General features: G+C 57.2%; 17 protein-coding genes. 6 read left to right on the top strand and 11 right to left on the bottom strand.

Translation table 11 applies throughout. The features are described 5' to 3' along the window. Positions 1 to 2: 2 nt before the first annotated feature. The 4 genes from ABEA12_RS07550 to ABEA12_RS07535 all read right to left on the bottom strand — a co-directional run bounded on the left by ABEA12_RS07550 (position 3) and on the right by ABEA12_RS07535 (position 2,306). The gene (locus tag ABEA12_RS07550) at positions 3 to 926 is read right to left on the bottom strand and encodes an ABC transporter ATP-binding protein (protein WP_345467365.1); all 924 of its coding nucleotides are present in this window, start codon (positions 924 to 926) and stop codon (positions 3 to 5) included. Between the two features lie 196 nt (positions 927 to 1,122). Further along, positions 1,123 to 1,422, bottom strand: a complete 300-nt coding sequence (locus ABEA12_RS07545; RefSeq protein ID WP_345467362.1) for a hypothetical protein — start codon at positions 1,420 to 1,422, stop codon at positions 1,123 to 1,125. 174 nt (positions 1,423 to 1,596) lie between these two features. After that, positions 1,597 to 1,818 carry a hypothetical protein gene (locus tag ABEA12_RS07540; RefSeq protein WP_345467359.1) on the bottom strand — a complete coding sequence of 74 codons (222 nt, stop codon included), beginning with the start codon at positions 1,816 to 1,818 and terminating at the stop codon, positions 1,597 to 1,599. A gap of 95 nt (positions 1,819 to 1,913) precedes the next feature. Beyond that, complete coding sequence (locus ABEA12_RS07535) at positions 1,914 to 2,306, bottom strand: hypothetical protein (RefSeq protein WP_345467356.1); 393 nt, start codon at positions 2,304 to 2,306, stop codon at positions 1,914 to 1,916. A 487-nt stretch (positions 2,307 to 2,793) separates the two neighbouring features. Between ABEA12_RS07535 and ABEA12_RS07530 the strand changes: the two genes are divergently transcribed. Together ABEA12_RS07530 and ABEA12_RS07525 are read left to right on the top strand one after the other, a co-directional pair. Beyond that, positions 2,794 to 3,084, top strand: a complete 291-nt coding sequence (locus ABEA12_RS07530) for a hypothetical protein (protein WP_283457452.1) — start codon at positions 2,794 to 2,796, stop codon at positions 3,082 to 3,084. Beyond that, positions 3,081 to 3,422: a hypothetical protein gene (locus tag ABEA12_RS07525; protein WP_345467348.1), complete on the top strand. Its 342-nt coding sequence runs from the start codon at positions 3,081 to 3,083 to the stop codon at positions 3,420 to 3,422. Before ABEA12_RS07530 ends, ABEA12_RS07525 begins: the two co-directional genes overlap by 4 nt. 112 nt (positions 3,423 to 3,534) lie before the next feature. Here ABEA12_RS07525 and ABEA12_RS07520 read toward each other — a convergent pair whose 3' ends face one another. Beyond that, positions 3,535 to 4,035, bottom strand: coding sequence for a GNAT family N-acetyltransferase (locus tag ABEA12_RS07520; RefSeq protein WP_345467345.1), 501 nt, complete (start codon positions 4,033 to 4,035; stop codon positions 3,535 to 3,537). A 529-nt stretch (positions 4,036 to 4,564) separates the two neighbouring features. On the opposite strand from ABEA12_RS07520, the gene ABEA12_RS07515 reads away from it, so the two are divergent. Both ABEA12_RS07515 and ABEA12_RS07510 read left to right on the top strand, forming a co-directional pair. Continuing rightward, positions 4,565 to 4,996, top strand: a complete 432-nt coding sequence (locus ABEA12_RS07515) for a hypothetical protein (protein ID WP_345467342.1) — start codon at positions 4,565 to 4,567, stop codon at positions 4,994 to 4,996. A 522-nt stretch (positions 4,997 to 5,518) separates the two neighbouring features. Then, positions 5,519 to 6,118 carry a class I SAM-dependent methyltransferase gene (locus tag ABEA12_RS07510; RefSeq protein WP_345467339.1) on the top strand — a complete coding sequence of 200 codons (600 nt, stop codon included), beginning with the start codon at positions 5,519 to 5,521 and terminating at the stop codon, positions 6,116 to 6,118. 173 nt (positions 6,119 to 6,291) lie between these two features. Here the strand turns inward: ABEA12_RS07510 and ABEA12_RS07505 are convergent, their stop codons facing one another. The 3 genes from ABEA12_RS07505 to ABEA12_RS07495 are packed head-to-tail and all read right to left on the bottom strand — an operon-like array spanning position 6,292 to position 9,585. After that, the gene (locus ABEA12_RS07505) at positions 6,292 to 7,605 is read right to left on the bottom strand and encodes a hypothetical protein (RefSeq protein WP_345467336.1); all 1,314 of its coding nucleotides are present in this window, start codon (positions 7,603 to 7,605) and stop codon (positions 6,292 to 6,294) included. Further along, positions 7,529 to 9,193, bottom strand: coding sequence for a relaxase/mobilization nuclease domain-containing protein (locus tag ABEA12_RS07500; RefSeq protein ID WP_345467333.1), 1,665 nt, complete (start codon positions 9,191 to 9,193; stop codon positions 7,529 to 7,531). The genes ABEA12_RS07505 and ABEA12_RS07500 overlap by 77 nt, the downstream gene beginning before the upstream one ends. Next, a complete protein-coding gene (locus tag ABEA12_RS07495) occupies positions 9,190 to 9,585 on the bottom strand; it encodes a plasmid mobilization protein (protein WP_345467331.1) in 396 nt (131 codons plus the stop codon). Before ABEA12_RS07495 ends, ABEA12_RS07500 begins: the two co-directional genes overlap by 4 nt. Positions 9,586 to 9,777: 192 nt before the next feature. Here ABEA12_RS07495 and ABEA12_RS07490 point away from each other — a divergent pair, with 192 nt between their 5' ends. Continuing rightward, positions 9,778 to 10,062 (top strand): hypothetical protein, encoded by a 285-nt coding sequence (locus tag ABEA12_RS07490; RefSeq protein WP_345467328.1) that lies wholly within the window; start codon positions 9,778 to 9,780, stop codon positions 10,060 to 10,062. 241 nt (positions 10,063 to 10,303) lie between these two features. On the opposite strand, the gene ABEA12_RS07485 is transcribed toward ABEA12_RS07490, so the two are convergent. From ABEA12_RS07485 to ABEA12_RS07475, 3 genes are all read right to left on the bottom strand, one after another. Beyond that, a complete protein-coding gene (locus ABEA12_RS07485) occupies positions 10,304 to 15,415 on the bottom strand; it encodes a helicase-related protein (RefSeq protein WP_345467325.1) in 5,112 nt (1,703 codons plus the stop codon). Further along, a complete protein-coding gene (locus ABEA12_RS07480; RefSeq protein WP_345467322.1) occupies positions 15,364 to 15,756 on the bottom strand; it encodes a TnpV protein in 393 nt (130 codons plus the stop codon). The genes ABEA12_RS07485 and ABEA12_RS07480 overlap by 52 nt, the downstream gene beginning before the upstream one ends. Before the next feature lie 65 nt (positions 15,757 to 15,821). Beyond that, positions 15,822 to 16,499 (bottom strand): recombinase family protein, encoded by a 678-nt coding sequence (locus ABEA12_RS07475; RefSeq protein ID WP_345467320.1) that lies wholly within the window; start codon positions 16,497 to 16,499, stop codon positions 15,822 to 15,824. Between the two features lie 501 nt (positions 16,500 to 17,000). Between ABEA12_RS07475 and ABEA12_RS07470 the strand changes: the two genes are divergently transcribed. Beyond that, a partial coding sequence (locus tag ABEA12_RS07470) for a hypothetical protein (protein ID WP_345467317.1) occupies positions 17,001 to 17,262 on the top strand: 262 nt, incomplete at its 3' end.

Raw genomic sequence — 17,262 nt, 5'->3', positions numbered from 1 at the left:
GCTCACAGCAGACCCTCTCTGCCGGTGAGTTTGATGAACACGGTCTCCAGGGATTGTTCCTCCCGCCGTACCCCTTCGATGCGGGCTCCGGCGGTGACGAGCTCGCGCACCACTTCCGGAGTCTGCGCAACGGGCACCTCGGGAATCCGTACCCTGTTGGTGCCGACCGAGGGGAGGGATCGGGTGAAGGTGTGGGCAACGATGTCGGGGTCGGCGGTATCCACGAGCAGATCCGGCAGGCTGCGATCGACCAGATCCTCTTTACTGCCTTGGAAGATGAGCCGGCCCTGCTGCAGGATGCCCAGCACCGTGGCCATGCGTTCAATCTCGGCCAGCAGATGGCTGGAGACCATGACGGTGATCCCTTCTTCGGCGGCCAGGCGGATCATTAGGTCCCGGATCTCCTCGATCCCGGCCGGGTCCAGGCCGTTGGTGGGCTCATCGAGCACCAACAGTTTCGGATCCCGTGCCAGGGCCATGGCAATTCCCAGGCGCTGTTTCATGCCCAGCGAATAATTCTGGACCTTCTTCCCCATCTGCCCTTCCATGCGCACCGAGGCCACGGCACGATCGATTTGGGCCGGTCGCAGGTCCAGCATGTGCTGGACGATGCGCATGTTCTCCCGTCCTGTCAGATGCCCGTAGGCCGCAGGAGACTCAATCAACGCCCCGATCCCTTCCAACATGTGGCGCCTGGAAGACCGGTCCATCCGACGGCCGAAGATCTCGACTTCCCCGCTGGTGGGTTCGACCAGGGACAGCAGCAGCTTCATCGTGGTGGATTTTCCGGACCCGTTGGGTCCCAGGAACCCGTAGACGCAGGCTTCGGGGATATGCAGGTCGAGGGAGTCGACAACTGTCTGGTTCTTGTATTTCTTCGTCAGTCCGGTGGTGGTGACAACCGCGGGCATCGGAGTTCCTTTCATGCCAGATTTCGTGGTGGGTTGCTTCTTCCATGACATCACGGCCGGACAGGGCCTGTAATCATGCCTAGGGATGAAGTAGGGGTAGTCCCTGGGGCGCATGGTCGGACCGTTGCCAGGGGAACGATGCACGTGGGATCTGGCTAACGGACAACACTTTCAACAGCGCGAAAGCCAGAAGCTGTAACCGTGAAGCGCTTCACCTCAAGACTGTTGCTATCCCGGTAGACCGCACGCGGCGATTTTCCAGTGTTTTGCGGATGATGAGGAAGGATGCCCCACCGAGCAAGAGGTGCACGGGGACCAGCACGATGGCAACCGGTTCGACGAAGTCAGCGCGCACGCCGGAGTCGAGCCGCCCTCGCCCGCCAATCAGGATCAGGGTCATGCAGAGCTGGACTATATGGAAGGCCATGGCGATGGCCAGCGCGCAGGGTATGGGAACGCGCCGTGCCGTCCACAGCGCGAGACCGAACAGCAGACGCTGCAGGAAATACACAACGGGGTCGTTCTCTGGCGGAACGAGTGCGATCCCACCCGGCCATCAGCGCCGGGGTCCACGTACGGCACGCGGCTCCCAGGCCAACGGCGACCCCGCAGGATCCCGGGCGCAGTGGACGTTTCGCTTACGGGCAAGCAAATCGATTTCGCGGCGCCTTTCGACGCCACCAGACTACGATGCCGTGGAGCAGCACTCCGAGCGGTCTGATGCCTCGTGGGTACTTCGTTTTTGCCGGCGTTGGGCCAACTTGATCAGGGCGAAGGTGACGAGCAGCCCGAAGCCAATCACAACAGCCCAACGAATCAACATCGGCATGTCTGTGTAAACTTCCAACGCGATATTCACGAAAAAGACGGCAAGCCCGATGAGGATTCCGGGCAGGTAACTACGCATGTAACTCAGGGTGCCAGCCCAACCGCGGCGGCACCGAATTGGCGTGCCCAGTGAGGGTTCCATTGTGGAACGCTAGGCACCAAGAGTCCTGGCGATTACCGTTCCTCGCAATAGAGCTCCACCGCTAGAACCTCCACTGGTGATTTGACGAGGAAAACACCCCTCGTACCCTCGACGTACTCAACAATCTTCCTGCTGACTTCTTCATCATTGAAGCCGTCGATTTCCACCCTCCACCTACCTCTGAACCGATTGTCTGAATCCACGAAGTTGGGGGAACAAACCCTGACGTAGAAGATGTTCCCTATCTCTTCCGAGAAGGCTCCGAGGCTTGTCTCCCTGACGGTGAGCTCGTAAACGGTGGCCCAGGTGCTTCCCTCCGCACCAAACGCGTCATTCGAAAAGATCCTCTCGCAAAGGTACTCGTCATCATCGGGATCCTCGCTCCACGATTCGTACAAAATCATCGGAGAAAGCGTTTTACGCATTGAAGTCATCCACCTACTATCGATGCAGGGTACGCAACGTGCCAGTTCCACGCGTTGTGTGTCAGGTTCCTTGTGGGCGAGCTTGATGAGCGGATTTCAGGAGCGGCAAGTACAGCGAAGGAGGCTCAACTGGGAATAAAGGGGTGAACGTTGCAAGCGATACTCGATTCCAATGTCCCACTGCCCCTTCCCGTTACGGGCATGGATATTTTCAAACCAAGGACGATCTGACCTTGAAACAACCTCTTAGCGTGAATTTCCGTACGGATCATCCTCATCAGACCCCAGTCCCTCACGCTGGGGTGCGAAGGGCCCCAGGTAAGCTCAGTAGGCATTGACTGCATTGGTTGACGTTTTCATTAACCGAAAGGCATGCTTCGCTTATTGAAACCGAGCTTGTTCGCGCCCGCCGCACCCCCGGCGCAAAAGATGTAAACATGACAACAAGATGTACATCTTTATGACCATCTAGTTGTACACTTAGGGCATGAGCACCTTCCTTGAAGTCCAGCCAACAGCCGAATTCCGCACCAGCGTCCCGGCAATTCTTCGTCGGTTCCGGACGGACCACGCGGCAGCCACACCGGTCGTATTCGGCGCCAACCGCCGCCCCGAAGCTGTGGTCATCCCCTTCGAGCTGTACTCCGAGCTCCTTCCTATCATGGAGGACCTGGAGATCGCGCGCCTCGTTCGTGAACGCCAAGAAGCCGGCCCAGCCGTACCGCTTGCTGATGTTGCCGCAAAGTTCGGCATCACCATTGATGAACCGAAAGCGTGAGCTCTCAGCTTGGTCTTGATGCCCTACCCGGCTTTGAGGACGATATGGCAGCACTCCCCACCCAAGAACTCCGAATAATGGCCGTAGGCCTGCTGGTCGAAGTTGCCAAAGGCACCCTCACTGGTCAGGGCCTGGACGACAGGGTTTCCACCGGCGATCTTAGCGACTGCTTCAAGCTCTACTTCGACACCGACACGAAACAGAAGCCTCGCTTCCGGCTCGTCTACCGAATCGAGGACGGCAAAGTCAAAGCCGTGCAAGCAGTATCAGTCGGAGAACGTAAGGGCTTAGCCGCTTATGTAGCTGCAGTCAAAAGGCTCGGACGAACCAGTAAATAGCTGACCAGATCGTGAGCACCGGGACACGAAGAAACCTCGGACCGGTAATGGTTCGAGGCTTCTTCGTCAGTGAATCGGGCACAATCTGCCTTAAGTCTTACCTACCCAGCGATCAGGGATTGAACAGGTTGGTCAACCAGGATGAGCTTCTGCGCTTCAGGCCTTTGGAGAACCACTGCGCATCACCTGAAATGGAAAATGCCACCTCAGACTCTCCCCAATAAGTCCTGAACATCTCATCCGGCTTCTGCACTTGGTAGCCCCTGGCCTTGTAGAACGCCGCCGAGTCCGCACTCGTCACACCGTAAACAGTTTTGGAACCAGCCTTCAGGGCCACGTCCTCCATCTTGCCCAACAGTTGCGCCCCCACCCGGCCGCGCCGCTTTCCCTCGGTTACCGCAACACTGTAGAGCATCACATAGTCCTTCATAGCAATGTCTCCGGAACTGGCGGGCACACCCCGTCCTAACATCTCGCTCACGTCATAAAACGGTGGTGCCGCATGAAGGGCAGCCACCAATTGGCCACCCTCCCAGACCCCCCAGAATGATCGAACCCAGGCTCGGGTGAGGGTCAATTCTCGACGGGAGAAGTGGAAATCTTGAAGGATCATCAATCTGGGCCTTAAAGAAGGCCTCCACCTCGGACCGTTCAGAATCGGATGTAACTTCCACAATTTTTGTCGTCACGACCAGAGCATACCGGGAACCCTGCCCCGTGGATTGCTGCCATATGATCTAAGCGGCTTCCCGCCGTCCGTTAGAGGTTTCTCTTCGGAACGCCAACGCCAACGCCACAAAGTATCGCAACCTCGATTGCGAGCCCAACGACCGCGGTTGTCGTCCCCCTATGTGACAGATCACCGAAGAGCGTGACAGAGCCAATGACGGATGAGCGGGTTCGGTTGCAGTGTTTTGGCATGGGTGTGCTGCGGGCATGCAGGACGCCCATGCCAACGGGCAGTCTCCTCTCAGATCAGATGTCCGGACTACCAGTTCAGGCTCCGTGGGGTATGTACTGATCCTCTGATCAGGTGAGAACCTGTTCCAAGAACCTTGGTACACCCCACTCCAGCGACACGCGGTTCAGTGCTGGGACTCATTTCCGGTCTCCTGTGATCCAGGTCATGTAGCGTCGGCGACATGAACCCTTCTCCTCGGCCAGTCCCCACCTTCCTTACCTGGGCGGCGACATTCGTTGCGGTGGCCATCTCAGTCGCGGCAGGTTGGATAGCCCTCGGTACCGCAACCGGTGAGATCGGCCCCTTGGACGCCGATGGAGCACCCACCGATGTCGAGTTCTGGACGCCGATCGGCTGGACAGCTATGGCGGCCGTGCTGCCGATCACGGTCGCAGCCTGGAAATCAGCACGGTGGGGAGCGATCGCCCTTGCCGGTGCGACTGGTGTGCAGGTCATCGTGGCCACGGTGGTGATCGGACAGTACGCAGCTTCGGACTTCAACAGTGGCGGACTTGAGGGGCTGATCTTTCTGGTCCCCATCGCTTTGGGGGTCATTGGGGCAACCAGCTCACTGATCGCTGTAATGGTACACCGACACCACGCTAAAAGTTGAGGAGCCGGCATGACTTCCAAAAAAATGGAAACAAATTTTATATTATATTTTTGTAGCATGCTTTGTAGTGTCGGTATCCACCTTAATGCTGGTACTTCTAGTCATAGGTGAGGATTCGTTCCCGGAACAAGTTGTGACTTTCCTGTATGCGTCCAGCGCGACCGGATTCATTTTGACCGCCGGGTGGTGGTGGCTCAAGGATTTCGAAATAACACTTTTGCCATTGGACGAAGACGATACTGACCAAAAATAGCTACCGATCTGCGGATAGTGACTGCCCAAAGACAGAACTTGGCGCCGAACGGTGTTCTGGCGACTCGTTCGGTCGCAGGCAAGGCAGCCCATTGTCCGCAGAGCGTTCCCCTGCGAAACAGTGTGTACCGAGAGTCATTGCTTTTGGGGTTGCGACATTTAGCGTTGAAAGCCACAACACCGGGCCGTCTTCATGGGAATACCTCTTTCAGATCGGCGAATCAGGAAGCCGCGCGATAGGTCGTACTTGCACGTCCCTAGACTTGTTGAATGACTGACTCACGCGTTCAACAGGCCTACGCTGCGAGGGCATCCGAGTACACGGCCACTCTTGGGGCAATCGATGACACGCATGAGCTTGATCGGAGCCGCATAGAACGGTGGGCTGAAAAGATTAGCGGCCGTATCATTGACGCCGGATGCGGACCCGGGCATTGGACGGACTTTCTTCACAAACGGGGTGCCGACATCTCAGGCATTGACCTCGTCCCCGAATTCATTGAAAGCGCCCGATTTCGCTTCCCCGATGTATCGTTCCAGGTCTCCACGCTCCGCTCCCTCGACGCAGCCGATGGAAGTCTGAATGGAGTGCTTGCCTGGTATTCACTGATTCATCTGCCACCGGCAGAACTACCGCCAGTTCTGACCGAGCTCGCGCGAGTTCTCTCGCCAGAAGGGGATCTGCTCGTTGGCTTTTTCGAGGGAGAACCCGCGGAACCGCTTGACCACGCGATTACCACGGCCTACTACTGGTCTGTTGAACAGATGAGTAGCCTGCTGCATGACGCCGGGTTCGAGGTGATTGAAGTTGAAAAGCGCCATGATCCCGGCATCCGGCCCCACGCAGCAATTTGCGCAATTATTCGGTAGACGTTCCCAAGCGGACACGCATATGTTGGCCTCAACGCAGCAACTGCAAGTCATTGATAACCGATCTAGTGACAGACGCTAACGTTAGATTTTCACTTTTTCACAAGCCACCCAGTAAGGGGTGGTCTACCGGATATCCGGTAGACCACCCCTTTTCGTTTCGCCGGGTCTTTCTATCGTGTGGGGCCGTCTTGGCTTCGCTCCCGACCTGCACCTGCCCCCGCGCGGGCTTTACGAGCTTTGGGGGTCTTGGTGGGAGCTTGGACAGCTGCCCGTGGCGGTGTGGCTTGGCCTCGGGCAGCAGCAACCCGGCCCTTAATCTGGGCATCGGTTCCCGTGCCTTGCAAGGACGCTTCAAACGCTGCGTAATGCTCTGCGGAGCCGTATGCCGGGACAGTTGCCTGTTCAGCCTCCGAGGTCTTTACCGACGCACTGGGGGTCTGGGTGTTGGGGTCTTTGAGAACCTTGTCTTCGATGTCTTGACCCATGGGTCCGATCCGGGCGAAAAGTTCCTTCTCCGCCTTTTCATAACGTGCTTCAAGACCGGTATTTCCCTTCTCCACAAACCCGCCTTCGGCCAAGGTTTTGGACTCGTGCCAATCCCGGGCCGCTGACAGAAACTCGGCATCGGCAAAATGTGAATCCCGGGTGCCGGTGTAGTTGGCTCCGATTTCCTTTTTGAGTTCTTCGATGCTGGGTCCGTTAATTCCGTTGTGCTCAATCAGGTGCAGGCGCTCGGCCACGGCCCGATCTGCCTGCGGCTCGGCTTCTGTACCCAACGAGGCTTGGGAGTGCTGTAGTGCGCTCACCAGATCATCGTTGGCCAAGTATTCGCGGGGCACCTGGTGTCGAGCCATTTCCTGGTGCAGATCAACGGCTCTACGGTTGATTTCCTCTGCTTGGGCGGCGGCGACAAGGGCCATTGCTTCGGCATGTTCCTTGGCGGCTTTTGCGGCTGCTTCCAGACGTTGCTGAACGGCAATATGATCTTGCAGATATTCACCATCACCTTGCAGATCAGAAGTGTCGATCCCGTACCTGTTCTTCACTTCTACTTTGATTTTCTCGGACGCGGCTTGTGCTGCCGGGTCATAGTCCTTCCATGCCTCTGCCAAAGTGTGCGCCCGGGTGATCTGTTCGGGTTGCGCACCTTCCCACCATTCATCCCGTGTTGCGGGAACAAGGACAGAATGCATGAGTGCCCGGTCAGCGGCGATGCTGCGCTGCGCTTCAACGGCTGCCTGTTCACTACGCTGCTCAGCATTGCGCAACAGTTGCTGGCGAACACGAGCCAGTTGCTCGGCCAACTGTGAACCAGCAACCAGGGATTGGCGCATCATTCCTTCTAGAACGTCTTCGACTTCTTCACTCATGACACTCACTTGCTCCTTCATCGGTGGTGCTGGATTGTTAGCGTCCGTAGTCTTGCTCTGGCCCGGTTTTGGTCGGCTGGTAAGTTCGTGCCGGTTCGGCAATGGACGGGGCAACACTGCCTTGTCTTACGACACCTACCGGCATCGGGGAACCACGGCGCGCTATGCGTACCGCTTCGGGCAGATCCTTTTCATCAATACGCCCTGGTGCAGGTGCAATCGGAGCCTTGATGTTCGTGTTGAACGGCTCGGGCATTGCAGCAATAAACGGTCCCAAGTCATTGACCAGTACGTTTTTGAGGTTCCTGGCGTTACGTAAACGCTGCGAGTCTTGGTGCATGTCGTAGATTGCACGCGAGGTACGCATCAACTGGACCAGCAACGCCGATTGTGCGGCGGTCTTGCTGTTGGAACCAGCGGCCAACATGAGCATGGTGGACCCGGACAAAGAAGGTAAGGGAACCGGCTTAGAGTGCTGACGGAAATCACGTAGCTGGGCTGTTTGAGCCAGGGCGGCGGCGGTCTCTGCCAACGGTCCACCATTAGGTTCAAGCTGTAGTGACCATGCGGCGAACACTCCGGAAGTTTCCCGGGCAACCTTCGCCCAGGAAGCATGATCATCAACCGGCAAGGTGCTGAGGCGAGTTGCTATTTCCTTGGCATCGGCAGTGTGGACTAGCCACTGATGCTCGGGTGGATATTGAGACTTCACTGAACTTTGGTGTGGCTTGGCTTGGCGTTTGTTTCTGGCCGCTGCATTCCATTCCGCGACCGCATCCAACGAACCTTGGGCCGTGTCCGGCCACTTGGTACGCATCTGTCCCAAGCCAAGATCGCGAGCAAGTTTCCCGCCTCCAAACCACACCGGACGCGCACCTTGTGCGGGGCGCTGGGCCACCGAATAACCGATCACAACATCGGTCGTATCTTTGGCATATCGAGGACGCATCAGCAGTCCCATATCGCGACCTTGGCGAACAAACTCTGCTTCTGTGGGAGCGGCAGTTGAGGCGGCGCGAACCTTGCGTTCCAACACGGTTCGGTTCATTTCACGACCCTCACGCACCGCAACTTCTTTCTCACCCCGACTGTATCCACGGGAGGCATGAACACTGGAAAGTTCCTCAAGTCCATACTTCTTTTCCAGACCACGGCAATACTTTTGCGCGTTCTTGCGATCATCATGAACGGAAGCTTTTGTGCCGTCCTCACGGACCAAGGACACCGCCAGGTGAATGTGGTGGTTGCCCTTAACGCTGGTGCCATGATCAATGGCGATCCATCGACACGGGGCCTTGCCGTTTACTTCGGAGAAGCCCATCTGATCAATGAAATCATTGGCGATGTCACCCCACTCTTGGTCGGTGACATGACGTTCCCCGGCACTCAAAGACAACGAGCAATGCCACACATCTCCCTTGAGCAATTGGGCTTTGCCGTCCGGACCTTTGGGAGCATCTTTGCGCTGGTCACGATACATAATATCGACCCCTAATTTGCGGTGTGGTTCATCCAAAAAAGCGGCAATTCTATCGGCATCATTTTGGTCCAAGATACCGTCATCAAACCACGCCATGATTGACGCGCTCCCCGCCACCAAATGGGGGTCAACGTGAACGTTGGCGGTCTTATCCGCATCCACTGATACGAGGTAGGAAACAAGACCTTGCATCCGGCCACCACGGGTAACGTTAGGGATCACCAGTTGATCCTGTTCACGGTGTCGCTAATGCGAAAAGAGAGTGCCTTGACGTAGGCCAATGTTGCTGCCGCTTCGGCAGGAAAATCATCACCCGAGTTGGCGTGCTTAGCCATCTGGTTAACGTTGTTCGCGACATTGGCTAATAGGCGAGTGATGGTGAACAGTTCCACCAAACCTTGCTTGCGTTCAGTGGGGGTCTGCGGTGCATCAAGACTCAGCGCTGACTCAACCAACAAACGCGGAATCGTCACGCCCTGCTTCTCGGCCAACTGCAACAGCAGGGCCTCTTCTTCCGGCGACACTTTCACCTTGTGTTCGTGTTGCCGTCCACCCTCAACGTTGGCACGCCGACGACGAGAAAACAGCCGACCAGCGGGAGTCTGCTCACTCATCGTTTCGTCCTGTCCTTAGCCCAGCGCAGCGACCCCGAAACCTCGGGGACCACACCACCAGTGTGCCGGACAAAAAGCGCAGCGTCTAGTCCGACAAGCCAGTTAGGGGACCTAACTGTATAGCTTGCTGCGCTTCACCTACGTTTTCGCTGTTTCTGGCGGTTTGGCACGGGGCTGGGTTAAGCTGGTGCCATGGACACCATTCAGAGCACCCAGCAGCAGGCACGCGAACTACTGAACTCGCGCATCGAGTCAGTCACCGATCTGGTCAAGGCACGACAGCTCGTCACCGAGCTGGAAACCAAACTGGTCGAGGCAAAGAAGGAAGACAAGAAGGCTTACGCGCGCGCTACTAAAGACGGATGGAGCGCTGACGAACTTAAGAAGCTCGGGCTTGAACAGGGCACAGTCTCGCGTCGTAAACCGGCAGCAAAAAAGCCGACTGATAGCCAGTCGGCTTCCGCTTCCGACGCATAGCGTCATTGGCAGGTAAATAAGTTCTTTGGACTGTGTCGGTGGTGCTTCCCCGCGACCACATGGGCACGGCAAAAGATATTTCCTTCGGTCTTTTCCCGCACACATATGGACGCCGGGACCCAACTGACCGCCTGCACACAACGCCCAGGTCACCACTGCCCCGAAAGGTCACCACGGGTGACCGGGCGATGTGCACAGCCTCGGTTATAAAGCTGGTCAGGGAAAGATCAAAGCTGCGTACTTAGCGATCCATTCCGTCACGTTCCGCACTGGTGGTTGTGGTGTAAGTATGACTCGGTGAAGCCTGCGTCGCAGGTGTCGTGAGGTCCGCGCCAATGGGCACCGGATTGTTCGCACGTTGGAGCTTTCGCGCTGCTGCCATGTCGGTATCAAAGCTGGGTTGTGGGTTTTCTTCGCCGAGCATCACTCGGTTGATCCTCTCCACATCCCACTGCGCACTTTGTAAGGCATCAGCGTGCTTGAACGGGGTCTTCAAAGCGGTTTCAGCATCACGGTATTCTTGCCGGGTATTTTCAATATCCCGCTCCAATTTCTCTGCCGTCTGCGGCAACCTTGTAACCAGATTTTCCAGCCTCGTAATCAGTCCCGGGTTCGGGTTCAGCGCAGTCTGTCGAGACACCTCCGTGTATACGCCGGGGGCACCGTCAAGGTGGAAGCGTACCGGCGATGATGCACTGTCACCCATGATCCCCATTCCCTCCACCACGCGCACTTGGTGCCCTGCAAGGGTGCCGACAATTCCTGCATCCCTCTCCGCATGTTGTGGGGGCATGAAGGACGTATTTTCTTTCACCCATGCACCGATGGCTTCGGCTGCTTCGGTTCGCTTATCGTGCCGCTGATTCTTGACGGTCATGGCGAAGGATTCACCACCGACTTCACCGCTCGTGCGTTCAACCGCTTGCTTCAATTTGGGCAAGTTGTTGACCTGCACTCGACCCTTAATTTGTGCACTGTCCTTGCGGTGCACCAAGGACACTTGGTTGCGGCTCCACGCTCGACTCAGGCGCTCCAGGCGCGAGAGTTCTTGCTCTGCCTTGGATTTCTCCAAGATCAACGGGTTGCCACTGGAGATAGCCTTGACCTCGGCAAAGGACAGGGTGTTTTCTCCGACGTCTTCAATCTCTCGCACGTCTAATTTGCCGCGCATGATCTGGTCAATGAACTTGGACTTGCGCTCCAAGGTTTGCCACATGAACGTGTCGAACGATCCCTTGGTGACCACCTGGGAAATGTCGACCTCCGGGTTCTGGTTTCCCTGTCGGATGATGCGCCCGTGGCGTTGGGAAACATCTGCCGGTCGCCACGGTGCATCCATATCCACCAGGTGCACGGCACGGTCCTGGATGTTTGTGCCCACCCCCATTTTTTGAGTGGACCCAATTAGTACGGCCACGTCACCGCTGCGGCAGGCAGCAAAGAGCCGGCCCTTTTCGGCATCGTTCTTTGCCTCGTGCATGAAGCGCACTTTCTCCGCTGGCACACCTCGTTCGGTGAGGTCGATTTTGAGTTGGTCATACACGTTCCAGTCCTTCGACGGTGTACCCAAATCACAGAACACAATCTGCAACGCACCCCGGGTTGGGTGCTCTTCCTTGGTGGCCGGGTCGGTATAGATTCGGTCCTTGTTTTTCTCATAGACCCCCGCGATCAAATCCGCTGCGGCACTGGACTTTGTGGACCCTTCCAACATCTCCAACTCCGGGTCCACCAAGCGCATATCCAGTGCAGCCTTGCGGCCGTCACTGGAAATTTTCAGCATGTTGTCCTCGCGTGGGTCCACCATGCGCGCTTGCACTTGTCCGGCACGTTCCCCAATGTCCGCAATGTAGTCCGATAGCTCTGCACTGGGTTCCACGGTCACCATGCGCGGGAGTCGCTTTCCGTCCTCCCGCGCCGCCATATCTGGCACGGGAAGTTTCAGGTCTTCGGCGGTCTTCACATCCGCGAAGGTGTGGAACATCTTCAACAGTTCCGGGACGTTCTGGAACTTTGAGAAGCGTTCCTTGAGGGTGAACTTATCTCCCCCGGCCACCGACATTTCCATGTCCGAGACCACTTCGCCAAAGGTAGCGGCCCAGGTATCAAAATCGTTGATCCCGGCCTTCTCCAAGAGGTCCGGGCGCAGGTAACGCTGCATCACATACATCTCGGTAACACTGTTGGCGATCGGTGTCGCCGTCGCCCCGGTAATCACCCGGTGCCCATACGTATCGCGCAGGTATTCGACCTTCGAGTGCAGATCGGAGGCACGCTTGGAACCATCAATGGCCGCATCGCGAATGTTAGATGGAGTGTCCAGGTTCTTGAAGTCATGCAGCTCATCAATGATGAGATAGTCAATGCCGGTCTGCTCAAAGGTAATCCCCGCATCGACAGGACGTTCAAGCTTGGCTTTCATCTTTTCTTCCCGGGCTTGGAGACGGGTCTCCATCTTCTTAACCGTCAGGGAAGTTTCCCCCCGTGCTGCGGCACGGGCACCGGCTGCTGCCATTTCCTGACGCATCCGGTCATTCTCCCGATTCATGTAGTCCCGTTCTGTTTCAGGGGACAACTCGATACGTTCAAAGGCTGTGCGCGTCATGATGACCGCATCCCAGTCATTGGCCGCTGCCCGGGCAATGAACTCCCGTCGCTTATCGCCTTGCAGGTCGGCCGAGGACGCGGCAAGAATCTGGGCTTGCGGGTAAATCTGCAACCATTCCCGCGAGAACTGATCCAACATGTGATTCGGCACCACCACGGCTGGTTTGTTCGTCATCCCCAGGCGGCGTAGTTCCATCGCTCCCATGGCCATCTCAGCGGTCTTACCTGCCCCGACTTCGTGGAAGAGTCCCACGGAAGGTTCAGAAATCATGCGCGCCACTGCTGCACGCTGGTGTGGGCGCGGCACCCAGTCCTTAACCAGTCCAGGGAAGCTCAGCCGTTGGCCCTCCAGGTCATAGTCGCGCAGCACCAAAGAGTTGAACCGGCGATTATATTCGTCGGTCAACGCAATCGTGCGTGCAGGGTCTTCCCACACCCATTCACTGAACCGTTCTTGGATCATCTGCGCTTTTTCCTGTGCGGCAGTGGTCTCGGTGGGATTCACAATGCGCCGGTTACCGCGCTCGTCCTCCGGGTCCGGATCGGTGACCTGTACGCGGCGCTGCTCCAGTAGGTTCTTGAAGATGTCCCCGGCAGGCATCCGGTTGGTGCCCCAATCGTTACGGGCTTGGAAAGTGCCCTTGCTGGCCTTGACCTCCCAATTGGCACCACTGATCCGGTCAACGTGTGCATTGCGGTCTTTGATCAGCGTGCGCAGGAACTGCGCATGAATATCAGGGGCAATCCACACCGCTCCAACTTTGGCTTCAATCTCATCCGCTCCGAGCGGTTTAGGTAAGACCCGGTGCAGGTCGGTGAGGTTTCGCTGATACTTCGGGTCATCGTTGAGAGCTTCGGTGGCCGTGTCGATTTTTTCGCGGATGTTCCCACTGAGGTATTCCGCTCTGGTCTCCATCACCCCTGCTTCTCCGGGAATGTCGTAGACCAAATCACCCAGGGCTTCGCGTGCCTTTCCTGGTTCGGTACCCAACAGGGAAGCGATGGTTTCCAGATCGACTTCACCCACGGTGTCCAGGGTGACAGCCAAGGCTTCGGCAGGGGTGTCCACTCCCAGGATCGGTTTGCGGGGCTGGACTTGGCGTTCTTTGAGCAATGCAGCCGGAAAAGCTTTTTGGGTTCCCTCGTTGAAGTTTTCCAAGGCTGGCACCAAGGGCCCAAAGGGGTCTTTGCGCAGGATTGCCATCACCGGTGGTTGACGGCGGGACACGATGTCGTTCCCGTTATCATCCGTGCGTCCGGTGCGGGTTTCATTGAATCGGTTGATTGGACCATATTCTGCGGCGTATTTTTCGTACTTGTCGGCCAATCCGGCACGCGCGGTGACCAACTCGTCAGTGTCCTGCACATTGGAGGCTTCCAGGCTCAGCACGGAGCGTGCGTCATCACGTAGTCCCAAGAGAATACGTAGCTCATCGCGTTGTGTTCTGGGCACCACCAAGGGCACCGCTGCTCGGTCTAGGTTGACCTGGGTGAAGGTTCCATCCTCTAGTACGGCGATGTGCCCCACCTGTTCGGTGGAGGGTGTTTGCGGTATTTGCGCCGCTGCGACGACTTCCTCGGAGCGTTGATCCTCACCGATGCCTCGGCCTGCTGCCACGGCTGTGGCAGCAACCTCTTGTAGCTGCTCGTGCAATAGTGCCGGAACAGCTTGCAGGTCAGTGGCGCGCACATTGACCGTGGCATTGCCATACATGCCGTTGCCCACTTCAATACTTCCCAGTACCCGCTCTGGGTGCTGGGCGAAGTACTCATTGATGCGGGCTTGGTCTCCGGCCTCGGTGGTCATCGGGCTGGTTCCCAACCAAGAAGCGTCCCCGCGTTCTTCTCCGGGGAGGCGGCGACGGAAGACCAGTACATCGGTGAGGGCTTCGGTTCCGGCTGCGCGGCGGTGGGCACCATTGGGCAGGCGAACCGCGCCGAGTAAATCTGCGCTCTCGAATATTTCGCGCCGTGCGGCCGGGTTCTGCGCGTCGAGGGTGAAGGCCGAGGAAATCACGCCGACCACACCACCGGGGCGGGTGAGGTCCAGGGATTTGATGATGAAGTGGTTGTGCATCGAGTGTCGGCCCTGGTTGTGGGACGGGTCGTGCAAGATGTTCCGGCCAAAGGGCACGTTGCCCACGGTGGCATCAAAGCGTGCGGAGCCGAACTGTGAATCGGCGAAGGACTCGGCGCGGATATTGGCTTCGGGGTACAGGGCTTGGGAGATGCCAGCAGTGACCGGATCTAGCTCGACTCCGGTCATGGTGGTGCCCTCGGGTGCCAGTCCAATGAACGTGCCGGCCCCTGAACCTGGCTCTAATACTTGGCCGCCTTCAAAGCCAAGACTTTGCAGGGTTTGCCAGATTTCAGTGGCTAGGGCTGGGTCGGTGTAGTGCGCATTGATGACTGTTCGGTTCGCTGCCCGGTATTCATCTTCGGTGAGCAGGGTACGCAATTCTGCGCGATCATCTGCAAATTCGGCACGGTTCTCGTCAAAAACCTCAGCTACTCCCGCGGCTCCCCAGCTACCCCACCTCGCCAGCGTTTCACGCTCCGGGGTGGTTGCTGCGCGGTCTGTATCTTGTAGCTCTCGCAGGGTGCGTAGGGCTTCGAGGTTGGCACGGAATCGTGCCCTGGCACCTGTTGGTGCCAGGGCATCCTGCGTGGCGGGAATGAACCGCTCGGGTGTGGTTATAGACCGTCCTCCATCTCCAACCGGTTCAGTTCCTCGTCCGCCTCCCACTGCAATTCCCGCATCTCCTTCACGAATGCTAGATGAAGGCTCATCGAACTTGGTTCCTCTTCCTCCGGCTCGTCCTCCTGGTCCTCCGGTGGTGGGGTCAGTATCTCGGCTCGAACGATTTCCTCGGCTTGCATCTTCGCGTTGTTCAGCCTGCCCACCTTCTGAAGGTAGGTCTCCCCCGGCGTATCGTGTCCAGCGATCTGCACCTGCAGACTGTCCACGCTGTTCTCCGCTTCCTTCCCGAGGCTCGTGAACCACGCCTCCGGGTCCACGATCAATTCGTACTTGCTCGGGGACAGGGTCTTCCACGCGTTCTGTGCGAACTTGCCGTAACTGTTCATTGCGAACCTCCTGGGGTTCCGAAAAGAGAAATTCATCGAAGGAAACTTGACCTTGAATCTGTTTTTTACGTGCTCGTACCATCGGTAGGCTCCCGGGGTGAGGCTGCTGGTTTTACACCAGCGTAGCCAGCCCCGGCCAGCCCATCTTGGCGAAGTGCCCTAATAATGGTGGATCGGCTCACTTTGAACTTTTCCGCGATCCGGTCAAGGGACCACTTCTCGTTCTCCCTGAGTCTGCGCGCTTCGCTCACATCGTGAGGTTGCAAGCTTGGGGGTCGCCCACCCTTGCCGGTGGCTACTGCCAGTCCGGCCATGGTGCGTTCACGGATCAGCTCTCGTTCCATTTCGGCCACTGAGGCGATGACACCGAACATCATCCTGCCTTGCATGGTGGTGGTGTCGATACCCTCGGTCAGGGATCGGAAAGCCACCTTGTTTTCTTTGAGGGTGTCGAGTAGTTCAACGAGGCCGCGCATGGTGCGGCCCAGACGGTCCAGCTGGGTGACCACCAGGGTGTTCCCTGGCTGCAAAGCACGTAGACAGGCATCCAGTTCCGGACGCGTCATGGTCGCACCTGACTTGCCTTGGTCCGCGTACACGTCATAGCATCCTGCGGCCATAAGTGCCTGGCGTTGACTCTCCAGGTTCTGATCCTTGGTGCTCACACGGGCGTAGCCCAGTGATACGCCTTCGGGGATCATGCGTGGTTCTTCTACGCCGTCCAGTTTTTCTGGCCTCTCCATGCTGCTCCCCGTTCATTGGGTCTAAATCCGTGCCACCTCTTGAAACCAGCATAGCTGTTTCGTACTTGGTTTGTGAATAGTCTCCACGGTTCTTTTGGCGTGTCATAAAGAACCGTCGAAAAACGGTCGATATCGATCAACGCTGCTCCGAAACTCATATACTGACGCTGTCAGGCGCTGATGATATTCACGATGCTACGTATGCTTTGCCCGACTCCTAGAGGCTGGGCCCTTCCCTGAAGACACAAGTAGGCCTCCGGTGAACAATGGATTCCTAGAGAGTTTCCACTGTTCACCGGAGGCCTTTTGCCTGTCAGTGCTTTCCTATATTCCTGAAGGACTTAACTAGACTGTCGCCGAGGGTCCCAATGACGGCTTCGACGAGTAAGGCTATACCAAGCATGGGAATGAACAACGTGGACAATCTTTGCTCAGGAACAGGTGCCTTGAGCAAAGCCAATGCTTTGGTTTCGGGATCCGCTTCAGCAGATTCCAGCGATCATGTTCGTCTACTATCTACATAAAAGACAAATCATCGCTCTTGGGAGAATCATCAAAACAATTTTCACTAGTTTCATCGCGCTGTTAACGGCGCTTTTGGTCAGCACTATGTCAGTTTCCACCGCATTAGCAGCTGCGGATGTTTCTCCGCCCATCCTGAACTCTGTTGCCATGGTCTCGCCCCAGACGGTATACCCAGGAGACACGGTCTCCTTCAAGTGGACAGCAACTGATCCTTCACCAATGAGCCATGTCGAGTTCT

It is taken from the genome of Paeniglutamicibacter antarcticus (assembly GCF_039544305.1).
In the GTDB taxonomy this organism is placed as follows: domain Bacteria; phylum Actinomycetota; class Actinomycetes; order Actinomycetales; family Micrococcaceae; genus Paeniglutamicibacter; species Paeniglutamicibacter antarcticus_C.
This window is presented reverse-complemented; position numbering and strand designations above follow the sequence as displayed.

Coding starts and splice junctions, on each gene's coding strand:
- ABEA12_RS07540 (WP_345467359.1), bottom strand. CDS start 1,818: ATGCGTAGTTACCTGCCCGGAATCCTCATCGGGCTTGCCGTCTTTTTC.
- ABEA12_RS07535 (WP_345467356.1), bottom strand. CDS start 2,306: ATGCGTAAAACGCTTTCTCCGATGATTTTGTACGAATCGTGGAGCGAG.
- ABEA12_RS07480 (WP_345467322.1), bottom strand. CDS start 15,756: ATGAACAGTTACGGCAAGTTCGCACAGAACGCGTGGAAGACCCTGTCC.
- ABEA12_RS07475 (WP_345467320.1), bottom strand. CDS start 16,499: ATGGAGAGGCCAGAAAAACTGGACGGCGTAGAAGAACCACGCATGATC.
- ABEA12_RS07550 (WP_345467365.1), bottom strand. CDS start 926: ATGAAAGGAACTCCGATGCCCGCGGTTGTCACCACCACCGGACTGACG.
- ABEA12_RS07520 (WP_345467345.1), bottom strand. CDS start 4,035: ATGATCCTTCAAGATTTCCACTTCTCCCGTCGAGAATTGACCCTCACC.
- ABEA12_RS07515 (WP_345467342.1), top strand. CDS start 4,565: ATGAACCCTTCTCCTCGGCCAGTCCCCACCTTCCTTACCTGGGCGGCG.
- ABEA12_RS07495 (WP_345467331.1), bottom strand. CDS start 9,585: ATGAGTGAGCAGACTCCCGCTGGTCGGCTGTTTTCTCGTCGTCGGCGT.
- ABEA12_RS07510 (WP_345467339.1), top strand. CDS start 5,519: ATGACTGACTCACGCGTTCAACAGGCCTACGCTGCGAGGGCATCCGAG.
- ABEA12_RS07530 (WP_283457452.1), top strand. CDS start 2,794: ATGAGCACCTTCCTTGAAGTCCAGCCAACAGCCGAATTCCGCACCAGC.
- ABEA12_RS07490 (WP_345467328.1), top strand. CDS start 9,778: ATGGACACCATTCAGAGCACCCAGCAGCAGGCACGCGAACTACTGAAC.